The following is an 18,762-nucleotide window of genomic DNA, read 5'->3' on the forward strand; positions in this document are numbered from 1 at the left end:
AGCTATATAAAAATGAAGATTTTATAGTGTTTTGTAAATGGTTAAGTCTAAAAATGACTCTATTAAAATTAAGACTTCCCCTTTAAATATTTATCTAAATCATTTATATCAGGAAGAATTTGGGTTTAATTATAGAAAGAGGTAAAACCTACTTAAATACTCAATAAATCATTGTGCTTAAACTGATAATTCAATGCTTTTTGAAGTTTTTCGCTATCAATTATTTTATATACCAATGGTTTTGAATCATCAAATTCAGGAATTGTTTTTCCTAGAGATTTTCTAGCGTTTACGTAAAACGCTTCTCTTGTAGGGTGATGATTTGAGCAAGCATTAAGAATTTCACCAAAAACATTCTGCTCTATAATTTCTTGTATAATAGCTATACAGTCTTCTCTATGTATCATATTTACATAGCCTTTTGGATGTGGTATTTTTCTATTAGTAAACCAATTTCCCGGTTGCCTATTTCCTCCAAATAATCCTGCGAAACGAATTATGGTTGTTTGAAAGTTATTATTATTTCTAAATAGGTTTTCTATTTCTACTAGCGGAGAATCTACAGTTTCATCTTCTTCTATCATTTCCTTATTTAAACTAGGATACACCGAGGTAGAACTAATAAAGATAACTTTAGTTATGTTTGACTTTTCTATTGAAGCTATCAACCATTTAAAATTTTCTACTTCTTTAGAAGTTATCGCAATTATCAATACATCAGCGTCTAAAAACTCTTGTTCAATACTTTTCTTAGAAATATCTACTAAATAAGGAGTAATATTAACTGACCTTAATTCCTGAAGTTTCTCTTCCGAAGTTGTTGACCCTTTTACCTTATAACCTTTCTTTATAAAGTCTACAGCTAATTTTTCCCCTAGCCATCCACAGCCTAAAATGCTAACATTTTTCATCGCAACAATTATCGTCTTTTACTAATTTACAAGAAACCACCGCTAATAAAGCACCTGTAATTGGAGCCAATATATACAACCATAAATGTTCTAAATGACCAGAAATTAACGCTGGTGCAATAGAACGAGCAGGGTTCATAGATGCTTTGGTTATGGGACCTGCAAACATAGCTTCTAATAACACCACGCCTCCAATAGCTATTCCTGCCATTACCCCTACTTCTTTACTTCCTGAAGAAACATTAATAATAGTTAACATTAGAAAAAAAGTTAATAAAAGTTCTAATATAAAAGCTCTCCAAGGCACTACTGACGGTAGTGTTGCTCCGTAAAATTCACTTGTAGGAAATAAAATCCAAAGCATTATACTTGCTAATAAAGCTCCTAGTAATTGAGCTATTATATACTTAGGCACTTCTTTCCATGAGAACTTTTTAGCATAGGCAAAAGCAATGGTTACTGCTGGATTAAAATGTGCTCCAGAAATTTCTCCAAAAGCATAAATCATTGCCATTACTATCAATCCCCAAGTAATTGCCACCCCTATGTGTGTTAAATCAGCACCGTTGGTTACTTCATTTACTGTCATTGCTCCTGTTCCGCAGAAAATTAAAGCAAAGGTTCCTATACTTTCAGAAATGTATCTTTTCATTTTATGAATTTCTATCTACTAATTTTGTTTTTAAATAATTCTATTTGTCTTCTATGTCTTAGTATATGTACAATAGCATGTTCAAATAATTGTTCTACATCATATTTTTGTCCCCATCTAACATGTACTTTCTTATCTGGTTCTAATTCTTCTAATTTTATATTAGAATAATCATCAAAAAGTTGCTCATTATAAGCAAACATTTTATCCAATGCTTCATTATACTCTAAAATAGAATTTAACGTCTCTTTCTCTTTATACTTTATATCTTCTCCTAGCCATCTTCTTATCTCAATAACATACGTATATCCTGCTCTAACTACATGTGTTATTATTGTTTGAATTGATTTACAATCTTCATCTTTCGTTTTACTATCAACTATTTGAATTAGTTCTTTTGAATTTACATCTTTAATAACTTCTTTAAACTCGGTTATTGATTTTTCATATTCATCTAACAAGGCTCCAATGGCTCCATTATTTCTATATACTCTGTTTTTTTTCATTCTTACTTTAATTGCAAACATCTAATAAAACAAGGCTACGGTATTTTAAGTTTTTGTTAACATTAATCCGAAGAATTCCTTGTAATTTTAACAAAACTAATTAAAATACAAATCAATCACCATGAAAAAAATACTTTTAAGCATGTTTGTTGTGGCCTTATCAACAAATATTAACGCACAATTAAAGACCCCTGCTCCTAGCCCTTCAGCTAAGTTAGAACAAACTGTAGGTTTGACTGACGTATCGGTTGAATATTCTCGTCCAAGTATGAAAGGGAGAACTATTTTTGGAGGGTTAGTTCCTTACGGAAAAGTATGGAGAACTGGAGCCAATAAAAATACTACTGTTACTTTTAGCGACGATGTAACTATTGACGGTAAAACCTTAAAAAAAGGAACATATGCATTATTTACCAAACCTGGAAAAGATTCTTGGGAAATACTATTTTATTCAGATACAAACAATTGGGGAACTCCTCAAAAATGGGATGATGCTAAAGTAGCTGTATCAACTACTGCTAAGGTTGAAGCAATGCCTATGAAAATTGAAACATTTACCATTACTATTGACGATTTAACAAACGATTCTGCTGTATTGGGTATTTTATGGGAAAATGCTTACGTAGGTGTAAAGTTTAATACTCCTACTGATAAAGCGGTAGAAAAAAGCATTGCGCAAGTAATGGGCGGTCCTTCTGCTAATGATTATTTTTCTTCCGCTGTGTATTATTTACAAGAAGGGAAAGACATTAACAAAGCTAAAAATTGGATAAATAAAGCAGTTGAGATGACTAAAGATCAGCCTCGTTTCTGGTATTTACGTCAACAATCATTAATTTTAGCAAAAGCTGGCGATAAGAAGGGTGCTGTTAAAGCAGCAAAAGCTTCATTAGCAGGTGCTGAAAAAGCGGGTAATGCTGATTATGTAAAAATGAATAAAGAGTTTTTAGCTGAAATGAAGTAATTATTTTAGTACTCTCACATAACAAAAACTCGCAATAAGCGAGTTTTTTGTCTTCAAAATAATAACTATTACTAAATAAGTATGAAAACCAACCCTAATACACCGATACAATTTTCTTGTGGAGCCAAAATGAAAAATAAATTCATGCTTGCTCCATTAACAAATACCCAAAGCTTTGAAAATGGTCAACTTTCAGATGATGAATATAATTGGTTAACTATGAGAGCTAAAGGACAATTTGGAATGGTTACAACTTGTGCTTCTCATGTACAAGAAAACGGAAAAGGATTTCCTGGTCAATTGGGTATTTTTTCTGATGAACAAACTCCTGGACATATAAAACTAGCTAAAAGTATTAAATCTCATGGTAGTTTAGCTGTTATTCAATTACATCATGCAGGTATGAGGTCTCCATCTGAATTGATTTATGAACAACCTGTTTGTCCTTCTAACAATGAAAAACACAATGCTCGAGAATTATCTTTGAATGAAATTAAAGACCTAAAAAACAACTTTATAAAAGCAGCTGGCAGAGCAAAAAAATGTGGTTATGATGGAGTTGAAATTCATGGTGCACATGGATATATTTTAACACAGTTTCTAAGTAGTGAAATCAATAAAAGAACCGATGAGTATGGTGGTAGTTTAGACAATAGATCACGACTTTTATTTGAGATTGTTAATGAAATAAGAAATATTTGCGGAGTTGATTTTTTAATAGGTGTTCGACTTTCTCCTGAAAAGTTTGGTATGGATTTTCTTGAAATAAGAGAAATTTGTAAACGATTAATTAGCGATAACAAAATAGATTTCATTGACCTTTCTCTATGGGATGTTTTTAAATATCCTGAACATGAAGCTTTTCAAAACAAAACTTTACTAGAGCATTTTACTGAATTAGATTACAAAAGTGTTCTTTTAACCGTTGCTGGAAAAATTAATAATGGTAAAGATGTTACTAGCGTATTAAATGCTGGAGTTGATTTTGTTTGTATAGGTAGATCTGGAATTCTTCATCACGACTTTCCTGAAAAGGTTATTAAAAACCCCAATTTTACTCCTATTAAAACACCCGTTTCAAAAGAATATTTAGCTAGCGAAGGGCTAAGTAATAAGTTTATAGACTATATGCGAAGGTGGCCTCATTTTGTTAAAGAACAATAGTAAATTCAAGTAGAAACTTCACAAATATTTTAGTAATTTCGACTCTCTAAATTACTTACATGAAAGTTTGTATCGCCGAAAAACCAAGTGTAGCTCGAGAAATAGCTAATATCTTAGGAGCCAATACCAAACGAGATGGATATTTCGAAGGGAATGGTTATGCTGTTACCTATACATTCGGTCATTTATGCACTCTTTTAGAGCCTAAAGACTACAAACCTCACTGGAAAAGTTGGGACTTAAACAACTTACCTATGCTTCCCGAACGCTTCGATACGAAGGTTACTAATGACAGCGGTATTCAGAAACAATTCAAAATAATTAAATCTTTATTTGAAAAAGCCGATGTGGTTATCAACTGCGGGGATGCAGGACAAGAAGGAGAACTCATTCAGCGTTGGGTAATTAACCAAGCAAATTACAAAGGCAAAATTCAACGATTATGGATTTCTTCCCTAACCGAAGAAGCAATTAAAGAAGGTTTTGAAAATCTAAAAGACAGCGACGATTACAACAATTTATATTATGCAGGATTTTCTCGTGCCATTGGTGATTGGCTTTTAGGTTTAAATGCTACCCGTTTGTACACTGTAAAATTTGGTGGTTACAAACAAGTATTATCTATTGGTAGAGTACAAACCCCTACCCTAGCTATGTTGGTTGATCGTTATAAAGAAATTCAAAACTTTAAACCTGAACCGTATTGGGAATTACAAACCCAATATCGTGAAACACTGTTTAGTTGTGAAGAAGGTCGTTTTCTAAAAAAAGAAGATGGACAAGCTTTTGCGGATAAAGTAAAAGAAAGTGATTTTGAAATTACCTCAGTTACCAAGAAAAAAGGAAAGGAGTACGCTCCAAAACTTTTTGATTTAACAGGCTTACAGGTATATTGTAATAATAAGTTTGGGTTTTCTGCAGATGAAACCTTAAAAATTGTTCAGAAATTATACGAAATGAAAGTTGTTACCTACCCTAGAGTAGATACTACTTTTTTACCGAATGATATTTACCCTAAGGTTCCGAATATTTTAAAAGGACTAAAACAATATGCTTCGTTAACACAACCTTTATTAGGAAAGAAAATACGTAAATCGAGTAAAGTTTTTAACGATAAAAAAGTTACCGATCACCATGCTATTATTCCTACAGGAATAGAAATCAACCTGCAATACAATCAGCAACAAGTGTATGCTATTATTGTAAAACGATTTATTGCCGTGTTTTATCCTGATAGTGATATTTCTAAAACTGAAGTTAAAGGAGAAGCTGACAAAGTGCCCTTTAGAACTTCAGGAAAAGAAATCCTTACCAAAGGTTGGCGAGTTGTTTTTGAATATGGAAATGACTCTAAAAAAACAGAAGAAAAAGATGTACTTCCTACTTTTAAAAAGGGAGAAAAAGGACCGCACGAACCTTCTTTTTTAGAAAAGGAAACTAAACCTCCTCGAAATTATACCGAAGCGAGTTTATTACGTGCTATGGAAACTGCAGGAAAACAAGTAGACGATGATGAAATGCGCGAATTGATGAAAGAAAATGGTATTGGACGACCATCTACACGTGCGAGTATTATTGAAACTTTATTTAGAAGAAAATATATTGAACGTCAAAAAAAATTGATTATTCCTACCCAAACAGGTATCGGTTTGATTGATTTAATTGACAACGAACTTTTAAAATCTGCTGAATTAACAGGGCTCTGGGAAAAACGTTTGAAAGAAATTGAGCGTGGCGAATACCATGCTGCTACGTTTATAAATCAAATGAAAAAAATGGTAGACGATTTAGTCTACGAAGTACGTTCGAGCTCTAAAACGAAACGGATTTCTTATGAGGTTCAAAAAACGAAACAACAACCTAAAAAAACAATTTCTAAAAAGAAAACTGTCATTGGTAAAGAATGTCCTAAATGTAAAAAAGGTCAATTATTAAAAGGAAGTGCCGCTTATGGCTGTTCTGCTTATAAAAATGGTTGTGATTTTACGTTAGCTTTTGAATTTATGGATAAAAAAATATCTGAAAACCAACTAATTCGTTTGCTTGATAAAGGATGTACTACTAATTTAAAGGGGTTTAAACAAGAAGATAAAAAAGTAGAAGGTTTAGTTCGTTTTGATGATAGTTTTATTTTAAAATTTGAACCTAAGAAAACGAGCTCAAATCCCATTTCGAGCGATAGCGAGAAACGTAAGTTCAGCGAAGCCAAATCTAAAGACACCCTAACCTGTCCTAAATGCAACAAAGGAACTGTTTTAAAAGGAAAATCTGCCTACGGGTGTTCTGAATATAAAAACGGCTGTGATTTTGTATTTACTTTCGAAAACATAAAAAAATTGGCTAACGGCCAACCATTAACCAAAGAATTGGTTTCTGAAATATTGACTTCTATCTAAGTAAGCTCACTATAATAATACTTGATTAATTTCTCTGGATTTTTAATCGTGTTTTTTATCCATTTAAAGTACAATACTTTCTTTTCTTCTTCTGAAAGTTGCCAATTTATATCTGTTCTTTTCAAGCGTGTAGTTACATTTTGTAGTGTAATTGCAGCAGCTACAGATATGTTTAAGCTTTCGGTAAAACCAACCATTGGGATTTTTAGAAATCCATCCGCTTCTTGTTTCATATAGTCAGAAATACCACCTTTTTCAGCTCCAAAAACAAATGCTGATTTTTTTGTGACATCAAAATCAGGTAATATACACGAATCAGTATGTGGAGTGGTACCAATAATTTGATATCCTTTCGCTTGTAAGTCTTCTATACAAAGTTTGGTATTATCACCATCTTCTTTATAACGATGAATATCTAACCATTTCTGGCTTCCCTTCGCCACATGCCTTGAAACCCTATTAGTTACTTTGTTTTCAATTGCATATACATCTTGTACTCCAAAAATATCGCAACTTCTTACCACAGCACTTGCATTGTGTGGTTGATAAATGTCTTCTAACACTACCGTAAAATGGCGCGTTCTTTCATTTAAAACCTTGTGAAATGTATCTTTCCTTTTTTCGGTAATGTAGCCTTCTAAATAGGCTAATAATCCTTCATCAATCATTCAACAAACATAGTGATTTTTCCTATTTTTCTCTTATGCTGAAACGACTCGTTCGTTTTTAATAAAGATAGTAAACCTTATTCTCAATTAAATTAAAATAACAAGTAAAGCTATAATTCTTAATTTTGTTAGATTACCAATATAAACTTGAATAAAGAAGAGAAAACTAAATTTCTTTTTTATTAATAAGTTGTTGTTCTTCTAAGGCTAGAACCAATAAATTAACGTAATCATTTACAGTTTCTTCTATAGACTTAGGGTCTACAATATCTATGTATCCTTTCCAAATTAACTCTCGTTCTTTTGTAGGGCAAATACAATATAAAGAAGTTTCTGCTTTATATATTTTATATTTTTCGTAATAATTCGGGTCTTCTAGAATTTCTCGATGATTATAATAATCTTCCTTAAACTTAACATCTAGGTATTTTTTTTCTTTATATTTTTCTGAGAAGATTTTTCTGTCTTCTACACCTATCACCTTAGTATAAAGTACTGCATCATAAAAATTTGCTGTTAAAACATTCTCTATAAGTTGTAATTCTTCTTCTGTTTTCCCTTCCATTCTAAATTCTGGCTCAAAAATATCTAAACTTGGTACTGCTGCAATGTTTCTAGATTCTAACTCCTTTTTTAGTGATTTTTCGAATTTATCTCTAGCTTCTAAATTTGGAGTCATACCAATGATTAATACTTTCGATAATGAGAGTGAATCAATTTCTGGGTTCTTCCAATACTCAACTAATTGAGTTGTTGTACAACAATTAAATGTAAGAACTATAATAGATAATGATAGTATTAACTTTATAAGTGATTTCATTTTTACTAGTTTATATTAATATCTTCTTATAAGACTGATAGAGCTTCTTAAGACTTCTTATACCTATATATAAAGTTACTAAATTCTTTGTAAAATTGGAACTATTTCCTCTTTGAGTTTACTTAAGTAATCAAAAGTTGTTTGTCTTTAAAATTTTTAAGTATCTTAAGAGATAACTCACAAATAAACTGTAAAATTAGAAAACGATTTATGCTATTACTTCTGAAAAAGATAAAACAAACCTAGCTTATTAACACATCAAACATCTTTAATTTATTTATTTTTAATTTTTATTATTTATATATGAAAAAACGATTAGTTGTATTAACAGGAGCAGTAAAAAACATTGTTGGTAACTAAATTAGCATATAGAAATTAGAGTATCCATATGTTTAATATATGTAAAGGTAAATTTTAGAATAAAGTTATTTTAAAAAGACAAATTCCCTACCTCAATATAATCCTCTTGTTTTTCTAATTTTACGATGGTTGTTCGTTTCTTTTCATTTTTCTTTCCATAATTTGTAAACATATTTACTTTTAAAATAGTTGGACCAGATATTTTTTGAACATTATCAGCATAATAATCAATCATTATTTTATACTTTCCTTTAATAGTTTTCTTTAGCATAAACTCTTCCGGTCCATAACCTTCTGTCATATCAGTTGACATTCTTCCACCAATCACTGTTTCCTGATTTTTGTAATATGCCTTTTCTCCATTTGGATCAATAACCCATAAATCTATATCTGTGTCATTATGATTCCAATCAACAACTATACGAACATCTACTGGAATTGGTTTAAAAAACTTTTTCTGATGTTTACTTAACATTAATTTATTTCCGTACTTCGATACTATCCTTGTAAGCTCTATAAATACAACAGATTCTATACCATCAAATCGTTCATTTTCATCTTTAACTAAAAGCTCTCCATTATAAATCTTATACAGTAAATTAAAGCTATCTTGATAGTCACCTGCTAGTTCATATGCTAATGCTAAATCTCTGTATGATTGAGGCTCTTCAGGTCTTAATTCTAATACTTTTTTATAAATATTCTTGGCTAAATCATACTCCTTAAAATACTCTAACTTATATGCCAATGCTTTTATAAGTTCATAATTATCTAGATCTATCTCTATTAAATTTGTCAAAATTCTAATTGCTAATTCTTTTTCTCCTTTTTGGTCAAAGAAATTAGCTACATCTATGTAGAACATCGGACTATTAGAATAATAATCTCTAATTTCTAAATATTTATTATAAGCAGATAAAACCGAAGTTTCTTTTTTAAGAATATCTAAATATGGAGTTTTAGGATTCCATGCTTTTAATTCTATTCTTTCCTCTATCAACAAGTTTAATTTCTCTATTTCTTTTTTATTAGTTTCTTTTCCTTTTTTTGTTGTAAAAATTATAATCCCATTCCTTGCTTTTTCTCTATAGAGTTTTATTGCATCAAAAGGTTTAATTACCTGTACAGCATCAATGTCTTTGGAATTTAATTTTTCAATAAAACTCTTTCTTGCTGGAATTCCATCAACTATATACATTGGCTCATTTTGATTTAACGAACTGTTTCCTCTTATATAGGTTTTGGTAGGCTTCTGATTATTTTGAGAGATATTTACTCTTGAAGATTTACCTAATAAAGATTGAATAATATTACTACTTACTGGTTTTGATTCTCTTGCTATGCCTAATCCAGTAACAACTACTTCATCAAGAACATTATCTTCTTCAAGTTCTATATTTACAGTGCTACCATTACTAATAATAACTTCTTTAGTTGAACATCCTACAAAAGAAAAAACTAAAACTTCATTCTCCTCCACATTAATAGCATAATTACCATCAAAATCAGTTTCAGTTCCTCGATTAGTTCCCTTAACTATTACACTCACTCCAGGTAAAACATCTGAAGAATCACTTACAATACCTGTTACCACCTTTTTAGAATAATCAACATCTGCTCTTGGGTTATCAATATGATTGTCATTTATACTGTTGTTGTTTGTTGTGTTGGTAATAGTACTTTCTTGATTTATATTGGAATTTCTAACCCTAGATATTTGACTTGTTCTTTTTTTCTTTTGATCCTTCCTCGGGTAAGTAAAATTATACCAATCTGTAATATCTTTATATTGATCAAAAAGGTCTTCTCTTCTATCTTCAATAATTTCTATAGTTGAAATTTGATCTTCTTCTTTTTCTTTTAACAATTCTTTGTAACGAGACCTTAATTCTTTTGGTGGTTCTATACCATATCGTACATAATCTTCAATTCTATCTAAAATTAACATTGAAGTGTAATCTGTAACCAAATGATACTGTTTCGCTAAAGAAATAATTTCTTTCTTGTTCTTTACTTTTTCTTTATTTAGATACTTTAATTTCTCTTTTGCCCAAAGTCTTCTAACTTGATTTGAAACTAGAGAATTTTCCAAATTAAGAGTTAATACTTTTGTAACCTTACCTTGATATCCGAACTCTAATTCAACTGAGGAATTTCCTTTAAACCGTCCTGTAATTACAAAATCACTTGTAACATTTGTTCTGCTTTTTGGATATACTTCATCTAGATTAGCATCACTTTTAAAACCTAAAAACTGTAACACTTCTTGTTTTAATAGTCTATATCCTTCTTCACTATTAAGTTTCCCTAAGTTTATATATACTGCTCCTTGATCAGTGGCTATCTTATTTAATAAAAAATGATTAGCAGATGTTAACGAGTTAATTGTATAAACTGTTTTATTCTTAAACCCTTCTATAGTTCCTAGGTTAGTCAATCCATCAGAAAATAAAAGTATTTCATCTGAATTTAATTTTAAGGTACTTAGTATTTCTAAATTAGTTCCCCCATCATAAGTTTGAGATTGTATCTCTTTTCTAAGGCTATCCCATGTACCATTAGTTATAACGAATTTCTCATCTTTATTTGTTGTATTATTAAAAGAGATAAATTCAACTTCTACATTTTGTATATAGTTAAAGTATTTATTCAAAAGCTCTATTTCTTTATTTAAATTTTTATTTCTCATTGAAAAAGAAACATCCCAAAGAATACTTATCTTTTTAGGCTTTTCTTTATTTCTCGATTTGTTTTTCAATGGAATCGAGCTATAAAAATAATCTCCATAGCTTAAAACATTTTCAGAGTTAGAAGACTTTTTTAACTCTACTTTAATTGGTTTTTGAGGAGCTACATTCTTTTTAACTAAAGAAGCACTCATTACACTTCCTTTCTTAAGAAAATGTAAATCTTTAAAGAACTCGCTTTTTACAATAGGAGGTTTAGATATTCCATAAGTAAAAATATCTAAAGAAAAATTATCAACAACTTTCTTAATTCCTAAAGGAAGTTTATATACAAGTTTATCGTTCACAACAGAAAGCTTTTCTTCATACATTAAAACTACTCTTTTATTTTTTTTAGGAAAAATTGGGTATACCCTTGCTTTGTAATTGTTACCTAATGTTTTTTCTAAGAGTGCAGGGTCAATATTTTGCCTAACAGTAGTTTCATAAGCAACTCGAGCTAATTCTTTTTCTACAACTACAGCTTCTCTTAACTTTCCATTTAAGTCCATCGCAAATTGATATACAGATTGTCCTTCTTCTAAAGGAAATATCAAATCCCCTTCTAGTGTTCTGTCTAAACCGTTATAAAACTCCATATCATATGTAGTAGTAGCAAAATCACCTGTAATATTTACTTCTACTTTTAGACTTGATAGTTTTAGTTCACTAGAATCTTTTAAAGTAATTTTTGGGGAACCTTGAGAAAAAAGACCAAAACTTACCAATAAGACTTTAATGAGTAATATTTTTTTCATAGTTAATACTTTAAACTTTAGATAAAACTGAGTATTTATTTTGAAAAATAAAATTAGGAATGAGTGTAGTTCTCTTTTTAATGAGTAAAGTGGTTCAGATAGAAAAGGAAAATGTTTCATAGCAATACAAATTTACCTAATTTTTATTCTCTATAGAAAAATAAAAGCTATTCTGTAGTAAATATAAATCTAATACTTCTAAAATACCATAACTTCTCACTATTGAACTCCAGTTATTTGATTAGTATATATTTCTAATAAAACCGTAAAATGATGAATAACACTATCTAACATTCTCTCAAATGTATCTTTCATATTTCTTCGTAAATAAAACTTTCTAAATAAGTTAATAGCCCTTCATCAATTATACAGTAAGTAAAATTTTATATTTTAGTTTTATGAAAAAACGATTAGTTGTATTAACAGGAGCAGGAATTAGTGCCGAGAGCGGTATTAAAACTTTTAGGGATGCTGATGGCTTATGGGAAGGTCATGATATTTATGAAGTGGCTTCTCCACAAGGGTTTCTCGCTAACCCTGAATTGGTATTAGACTTTTATAATCAACGTAGAAGACAACTTTTAGAGGTTTCTCCTAATAAAGCACATCATAACCTAGTTTCTTTAGAAAATGATTTTGAAGTTGACATTATTACTCAAAACGTAGATGATTTACACGAAAGAGCAGGAAACAAAAATATAATTCACTTACATGGTGAATTATTAAAAGCCCGTAGCACAAAAAACAAACACCTTGTTTACAATTGGAATAAAGATATTGTTATAGGTGATGTATGTGAAGAAAATGCTCAATTGCGTCCACATATTGTTTGGTTTGGTGAAGATGTTCCTCTTTTGGAAAAAGCTGCTGAAATTACCTTACAAGCAGATGTTTTGGTAATTATTGGAACATCTATGCAAGTATACCCTGCAGCTAGTTTAGTTAACTATATACAGCATAATACACCTATTTATTTTATAGATCCTAAACCTGCTGTAAATAAAAATGCCTTCAATAACTTGACTATTATTGAAGACATTGCTAGTTCTGGTACAGATAAGTTAGTTACTCTTTTGAAATAAACTTATTATCCGGTTTTATGAATTAGACGTTAATTGATCAAAATACTCATACAATTCTCCTTTGGAAATAGTACTTCCTTTTTCAATTAAATCAAAAATTTCAACATTTCTTTCTTCTTGATATGCTTTTGAGCCTCTTAAAAACTCAATTGTTTCATCATTCGGATTTTTTAGTAACCACTCAAACCCATCTTGTTCTAAAACATTAATTTCTTTATCTATTTTTATTACAATACGATGAATTTCTTTTTCTTCACATTTAAATAGGTTTACCACTTTTGGAGAAAAATGTTCTAAATATGCTGTTTTGGTAAGCACATCGTCCCAAACGACATCGCTAAACACATTCATTTCTTCTTCAGCAACGTGCGGCTTCTCTTTTTTTAATTCATCCCATTCTTTTTTATCAATGTTTTGTGATGCTAAAAAACGAGCAAAATCTTCATGCAATCCTTCAAATTGCTCTTTTGTAAGTTGTCTATATTTCAAACGCTTTAAGTTTTTTTAATTAATTGATTTATTATAATTATAAAATTAAGAACGTTTGCAACCACTCGCTCCACTCGTTCTCTCATTAAAAATTTTAAACAAATCTTTTTCTAAAGAAGTTTTTAAAATTTATTAATGTTCATTTCATCTGGCAATTTTAGTAATAAATTAGGATTGGGGCAATTTTGCTTGTAAAAATCCAATGTTTTTTTAGAAGTTACTCCAGGATAATCTCCATAATAATCTTCAATATCTATAATTAACTGGAAATGCAAATGCGGAGCATAGTCTCCGTTTACAGAATTATCTCCTAAAGTTCCAATCTTTTCTCCTTGTCTAACTTTTTTACCAACAGATATGTTTTCTAAAGATTCTAAAGATAAATGACCATATAGTGAATAAAACTCATTTCCTCTTATTGAATGTTTTATTATAATTGTTGGTCCATAATCACCGTAGTTTGTATTGTTTTTAAAACTATGGATTTCTCCTTCTAGCACTGCTAAAATATCAGTCTCTGCATTACACCATAAATCTATTCCTAGATGAATGTTTCGTTGGTTTTCTTCTGATAGTTTATTAAAATGTTCACTTCTGCTATAAATATCTCTTACTTCTAAATACCCACCAAAAGCTACTGTTTTTTTATGTTTTGAAAAATAGTTTTCTAAATATACTTCCCATTCTTTTGATGATGAAATATCAAAAGTTAATTCTTTATTTGATGCTGCTATTGAAATTGGAATGTATTGCTCAAAAGGTATACTTTCATCAATTACATGTAGTGGTTGTTGAGATATATTTTTTAAAAATTCTGTCATAAATAATTTTATATAAAAAAAGAGTAACCAAAGATAATTGATTACTCTTACATGTGTAAATTATACAAACTATTCTATCTTATAACCGTACCACTAATTTCTTTGACTGGTCCAGCTCCCATACTAAATGTTACATGATCATTAGCATCTGAAGGAATTCCGTGTGCTAAAGGTTTTAATGTAAATGGCTTTGAACTATTATCTGGATCTGGTTCAACTGATATAACAGCTGTTGCACCTCTTAAGTCTGTAGGAAAAGTAAAACCATCAGGTGCATTTTGAATATAATCTTCGCCTGGATACCCTGGGCCATTGTTTATATTTCCTTTAAAGTTTGTTGCTGCTGCATTATCATCTGCCTTTGCTACATCAGTAAATGTTCCTGTACTTATTGGTGTACCATTCATAACTACCCATCCTTCATACTTCCAACCTGCTGACAATGTTGGCAAAGATAATCCTGTAGTTGGACCACCTGTTGTTAAATCTAAAAACCAAATACCACTTCTTTCATTATTCATCATTCCATCTGTTGGAGTTGCTAAAATATATTTCCCTGTTGCATTCGAAAAGTCTCCAACAATTCCTGTCGATGTTACTCCTGCTGAATTACCAGAAAAGTCTCCTGCTAATATTTTAGTATTTGCCGGTGCTGGATCTGTATCGTTTGTTGGTTCTATAGAAAGCACAAACTTTGTAGCTACTGCTAAAGTATTTGCTTCTACTACAAAAGAACTTTGTGATAACTCTCCTGAATCATTTACACTAAAAGTTCCAGTTGATACTGGTAATCCATTTACTATTACCCAACCTTCATATACATATTCTGCTCCTAAATTTTCTAAACCGCTAATATTTAAATTTAAGTTTGATGTTATTGGTGTATTGTCATCATCATCGTTACATGAAACGAAAGTTAATGCACTTACCGCTGCTAATGTTAAAAGTATTTTTTTCATTGTTTTTGTATTTTAAAGTTTATACAAAAACAAAGTTACTTGCGTATTTTTTATTAAAATGTTAGCTAGCTTACACTTAAGCAACTTTTTTTAGTAATCTAATCTCTTTTCTGTTAAAATCAATGATTTTTTCTTGTTTTAGCTCATTCATTAAGGTATTTAAAGTAGGCCTTGAAGTGCCAATTAGCGTTGCTATGTCTTTTTGTGTGTATGGATGTTCAATTACTTGATCTCCTGTTTTATCACATTCATGACCATACTCTTCACAAAGCTCTTTGAAAAATTCTAATAAACGGGTTCGTGTATCTTTAAATAATAATAATTGAAGTCTTCTTTCTAATTTTTTAATTCTTAAGCCTATGAATTTGTGTATTTTAAAACTAACAGACACGTTATCTCTCATTAATGAAAACATCGTATCTTTAGATACTGGACAAATCACTGTAGTATTATCAATTGATTGTGCAAATTCATTTCTTTTATCAACCCCTAGAATTGCTTTTTCTCCAAAAATTTCTCCTTTTGTTAATATTGCTTTGATAATTTCATCTCCATCTTCTGTATAATACCCAATCTTAACTTTTCCTTTATCTATTAAATATATTTTACTGGCTGCGTCATCTTCAAAATATATATAATCACTTTTTTTATATGCAGAAAACACATGTTCTTCTTTATAACCTCCATATCTGTGAGGGCATAATATTTTAAACAAGTTAACATCCTCAAAATACCAAAGTGCACTCATAGTTTTTACTTTTAAGTCTTAAGTCGAAAAAACTAAAAGTACATTACAAAAAAAAGCTCTGGAATTTTCCAGAGCTTTTTAACTATTTATCTTTTAAAATGTTTGTTAAGCATTTTCTTTTTTAATTAAATTTAAAGCTGATCCTTCTTTGTACCATTCTATTTGCCCTTCATTGTAGGTATGATTTGTAACAATTGTATTTTTTGAGCCATCAGCGTGTACTATTTCAATTGTTAATGGTTTATTAGGTGCAAACTCATTTAAATCTACAAAGTTAAAAGTGTCATCTTCTTGAATTAAATCGTAGTCAGCCTCATTATCAAAAGTTAACCCTAACATTCCTTGCTTTTTCAAGTTTGTTTCATGAATACGCGCAAATGATTTTACTAATACAGCAGCCACTCCTAAGTGACGAGGCTCCATAGCAGCATGTTCACGAGAAGAACCTTCACCATAGTTATGATCTCCTACTACAACTGTTTTAATTCCTTTTGCTTTGTATTCACGCTGTACCTTAGGCACTGCATCATACTCTCCTGTTAATTGGTTTTTCACGAAATTTGTCTTCATGTTAAAAGCATTTACTGCTCCAATTAACATATTGTTAGAAATATTGTCCAAATGTCCGCGATAGCGTAACCAAGGTCCTGCCATAGAAATATGGTCAGTTGTACATTTACCGTGTGCTTTAATTAATAGTTTAGCGTCTTTAATGGTATCTCCTAGCGGTTCAAACGGTGTTAATAATTCTAAACGCTCTGAATTAGGGTTGACAACTATTTCTACATGGCTTCCATCTTTCTCTGGTGCTAGATATCCATTATCTTTAACCTCAAAGCCTTTTGGTGGTAACTCCCATCCTGTTGGCTCATCAAACATTACCTCTTCTCCATTTTCATTAATTAATGAATCTGTCATCGGGTTAAAATCTAGACGTCCAGAAATTGCAATTGCTGCTGTTAATTCTGGTGAAGCAACAAAAGCATGTGTATTAGGATTACCATCAGCTCTTTTAGCAAAATTACGATTGAAAGAGTGAACAATACTGTTCTTTGGCGCATTTTTAGGATCACTATATCTAGCCCACTGTCCAATACATGGCCCGCATGCGTTGGTAAATATTGTTGCATCTAAATTTTCAAAAACTTGTAGTATTCCATCTCTTTCAGCAGTAAAACGTACTTGCTCAGATCCTGGATTGATACCAAATTCTGCTTTAGTTTTCAGTCCTTTGTCTATAGCTTGTTGCGCAATAGAAGCTGCACGTGATAAATCCTCATAAGAAGAGTTCGTACAAGAACCTATTAGTCCCCATTCTACTTGTAATGGCCAATCATTTGCTTGAGCCTTCTCTGTCATTTCTTTTCCTACTGAAGTAGATAAATCAGGAGTAAAAGGTCCATTTAATAATGGGCCTAATTCTGATAAATTGATTTCAATTACTTGATCAAAATATTGCTCAGGGTTTGCGTATACTTCAGCATCTGCTGTTAAATATTCTTTAATTTCATTTGCTGCATCAGCAACATCACTCCTATCAGTAGCACGTAAATAACGCTCCATAGATTCATCATAACCAAATGTTGACGTGGTTGCTCCTATTTCAGCCCCCATATTACAAATGGTTCCTTTACCAGTACATGACATTGCTGTTGCTCCAGGTCCAAAATACTCTACAATTGCATCTGTTCCTCCTTTTACTGTTAGGATTTCAGCAACTTTTAAAATCACATCTTTTGGTGCTGTCCATCCAGATAGTTTACCTGTTAATTTTACTCCTATTAATTTTGGAAATTTTAATTCCCAAGGCATTCCTGCCATTACATCTACTGCATCAGCCCCACCTACACCAATAGCTACCATTCCTAATCCTCCAGCGTTTACTGTGTGAGAATCAGTACCAATCATCATTCCTCCTGGAAATGCATAATTTTCTAATACCACTTGATGAATAATTCCTGCTCCAGGTTTCCAAAAGCCAATACCATATTTATTAGATACAGATTCTAAAAAGTTAAAAACTTCACTACTTACATCATTTGCATGTTTTAAATCGGTAGCTGCTCCATCTTTTGCCTGAATTAAATGATCACAATGCACAGTAGTGGGCACCGCTACATTATCTTTTCCTGCTTGCATAAATTGTAATAAGGCCATTTGTGCTGTTGCATCTTGACAAGCGATACGGTCTGGTGCAAAATCAACATAATCCGTTCCTCTTTCGAATGCTTTGGTTGGGTTACCATCCCAAAGGTGTGTATATAAAATTTTCTCTGATAATGTTAAAGGTTTACCTGTAATTTTACGAGCAGCATCTACTCGTTCAACTACTTTGCTATAAACATTTTTTATCATATTAATATCAAAAGCCATATATGTTAGTTTTTTTGTTGCTGTACGAATTTACCAAAAAAAATAGTATAAGAATGGAGTAACTATATAATTATAATAAGTTGAAATAAATTTTTTCTATTGTTATATTCTTATTTTTAAAATAAGTCAAAAACAAAAAAGCCCGAGAGTAAAAACTCGGGCTTTTGTATTCTATATGTCCCGTCCTGAAATAAGTTGACACAAAATCGACTTATTATGAGTAAAGGAGTAAACAAGCGGGTTAAGCGCACCCAACGCGATTACAATTTAGGCTTTAAATTAGCCTTAGTAGCCGAGGTAGAAAAAGGCAACTACACCTATAAGCAGGTACAAAAAGTCTATGGTATTCAAGGTAGGAGTACTGT

At 30.9% G+C, this 18,762-nt stretch carries 15 protein-coding genes and 1 pseudogene; 5 read left to right on the top strand and 11 right to left on the bottom strand.

Annotation, left to right across the window (positions count from 1 at the left end):
- Positions 1–152: 152 nt before the first annotated feature.
- From ACKTSW_RS03520 to ACKTSW_RS03530, 3 genes are read right to left on the bottom strand one after another with little or no spacing between them, the layout of a single operon-like run.
- On the bottom strand, positions 153–911 hold the full coding sequence (locus ACKTSW_RS03520) for an NAD(P)H-binding protein (protein ID WP_408023889.1): 759 nt from the start codon (positions 909–911) through the stop codon (positions 153–155).
- Positions 898–1,563 (bottom strand): MIP/aquaporin family protein, encoded by a 666-nt coding sequence (locus ACKTSW_RS03525; RefSeq protein WP_408023890.1) that lies wholly within the window; start codon positions 1,561–1,563, stop codon positions 898–900. The genes ACKTSW_RS03520 and ACKTSW_RS03525 overlap by 14 nt, the downstream gene beginning before the upstream one ends.
- Positions 1,564–1,574: 11 nt before the next feature.
- Positions 1,575–2,069 (bottom strand): DinB family protein, encoded by a 495-nt coding sequence (locus ACKTSW_RS03530; protein WP_408023891.1) that lies wholly within the window; start codon positions 2,067–2,069, stop codon positions 1,575–1,577.
- 121 nt (positions 2,070–2,190) lie between these two features.
- On the opposite strand from ACKTSW_RS03530, the gene ACKTSW_RS03535 reads away from it, so the two are divergent.
- The 3 genes from ACKTSW_RS03535 (at position 2,191) to ACKTSW_RS03545 (ending at position 6,593) form a co-directional block, all read left to right on the top strand.
- A complete protein-coding gene (locus tag ACKTSW_RS03535; RefSeq protein WP_408023892.1) occupies positions 2,191–3,033 on the top strand; it encodes a DUF2911 domain-containing protein in 843 nt (280 codons plus the stop codon).
- Between the two features lie 81 nt (positions 3,034–3,114).
- The gene (locus tag ACKTSW_RS03540) at positions 3,115–4,197 is read left to right on the top strand and encodes an NADH:flavin oxidoreductase (RefSeq protein ID WP_408023893.1); all 1,083 of its coding nucleotides are present in this window, start codon (positions 3,115–3,117) and stop codon (positions 4,195–4,197) included.
- A 59-nt stretch (positions 4,198–4,256) separates the two neighbouring features.
- Positions 4,257–6,593, top strand: coding sequence for a type IA DNA topoisomerase (locus tag ACKTSW_RS03545; protein ID WP_408023894.1), 2,337 nt, complete (start codon positions 4,257–4,259; stop codon positions 6,591–6,593).
- Here ACKTSW_RS03545 and ACKTSW_RS03550 read toward each other — a convergent pair.
- The 3 genes from ACKTSW_RS03550 to ACKTSW_RS03560 form a co-directional block, all read right to left on the bottom strand.
- Positions 6,590–7,261 (bottom strand): TrmH family RNA methyltransferase, encoded by a 672-nt coding sequence (locus ACKTSW_RS03550; protein WP_408023895.1) that lies wholly within the window; start codon positions 7,259–7,261, stop codon positions 6,590–6,592. The two genes, ACKTSW_RS03545 and ACKTSW_RS03550, sit on opposite strands and share 4 nt — an antisense overlap.
- A 166-nt stretch (positions 7,262–7,427) precedes the next feature.
- Positions 7,428–8,081: a hypothetical protein gene (locus ACKTSW_RS03555; RefSeq protein WP_408023896.1), complete on the bottom strand. Its 654-nt coding sequence runs from the start codon at positions 8,079–8,081 to the stop codon at positions 7,428–7,430.
- Between the two features lie 430 nt (positions 8,082–8,511).
- Complete coding sequence (locus ACKTSW_RS03560; RefSeq protein ID WP_408023897.1) at positions 8,512–11,925, bottom strand: VIT domain-containing protein; 3,414 nt, start codon at positions 11,923–11,925, stop codon at positions 8,512–8,514.
- Positions 11,926–12,323: 398 nt separating this feature from the next.
- Between ACKTSW_RS03560 and ACKTSW_RS03565 the strand changes: the two genes are divergently transcribed.
- Positions 12,324–13,007 carry an SIR2 family NAD-dependent protein deacylase gene (locus ACKTSW_RS03565; RefSeq protein ID WP_408023898.1) on the top strand — a complete coding sequence of 228 codons (684 nt, stop codon included), beginning with the start codon at positions 12,324–12,326 and terminating at the stop codon, positions 13,005–13,007.
- Between the two features lie 15 nt (positions 13,008–13,022).
- On the opposite strand, the gene ACKTSW_RS03570 is transcribed toward ACKTSW_RS03565, so the two are convergent.
- The 5 genes from ACKTSW_RS03570 to ACKTSW_RS03590 form a co-directional block, all read right to left on the bottom strand.
- Positions 13,023–13,496, bottom strand: coding sequence for a DUF6495 family protein (locus ACKTSW_RS03570; protein WP_408023899.1), 474 nt, complete (start codon positions 13,494–13,496; stop codon positions 13,023–13,025).
- Positions 13,497–13,618: 122 nt separating this feature from the next.
- A complete protein-coding gene (locus ACKTSW_RS03575; protein ID WP_408023900.1) occupies positions 13,619–14,317 on the bottom strand; it encodes a peptidoglycan DD-metalloendopeptidase family protein in 699 nt (232 codons plus the stop codon).
- Between the two features lie 74 nt (positions 14,318–14,391).
- Positions 14,392–15,276: a hypothetical protein gene (locus ACKTSW_RS03580; RefSeq protein ID WP_408023901.1), complete on the bottom strand. Its 885-nt coding sequence runs from the start codon at positions 15,274–15,276 to the stop codon at positions 14,392–14,394.
- Between the two features lie 76 nt (positions 15,277–15,352).
- Positions 15,353–16,024, bottom strand: a complete 672-nt coding sequence (locus tag ACKTSW_RS03585) for a Crp/Fnr family transcriptional regulator (protein WP_408023902.1) — start codon at positions 16,022–16,024, stop codon at positions 15,353–15,355.
- 105 nt (positions 16,025–16,129) lie between these two features.
- Positions 16,130–18,397 carry an aconitate hydratase gene (locus tag ACKTSW_RS03590; protein WP_408023903.1) on the bottom strand — a complete coding sequence of 756 codons (2,268 nt, stop codon included), beginning with the start codon at positions 18,395–18,397 and terminating at the stop codon, positions 16,130–16,132.
- Positions 18,398–18,613: 216 nt separating this feature from the next.
- Here ACKTSW_RS03590 and ACKTSW_RS03595 point away from each other — a divergent pair.
- A pseudogene (locus tag ACKTSW_RS03595) lies at positions 18,614–18,762 on the top strand (IS3 family transposase); the annotation flags it as partial.

This window comes from Tenacibaculum sediminilitoris (assembly GCF_964513795.1).
GTDB lineage: Bacteria > Bacteroidota > Bacteroidia > Flavobacteriales > Flavobacteriaceae > Polaribacter > Polaribacter sediminilitoris.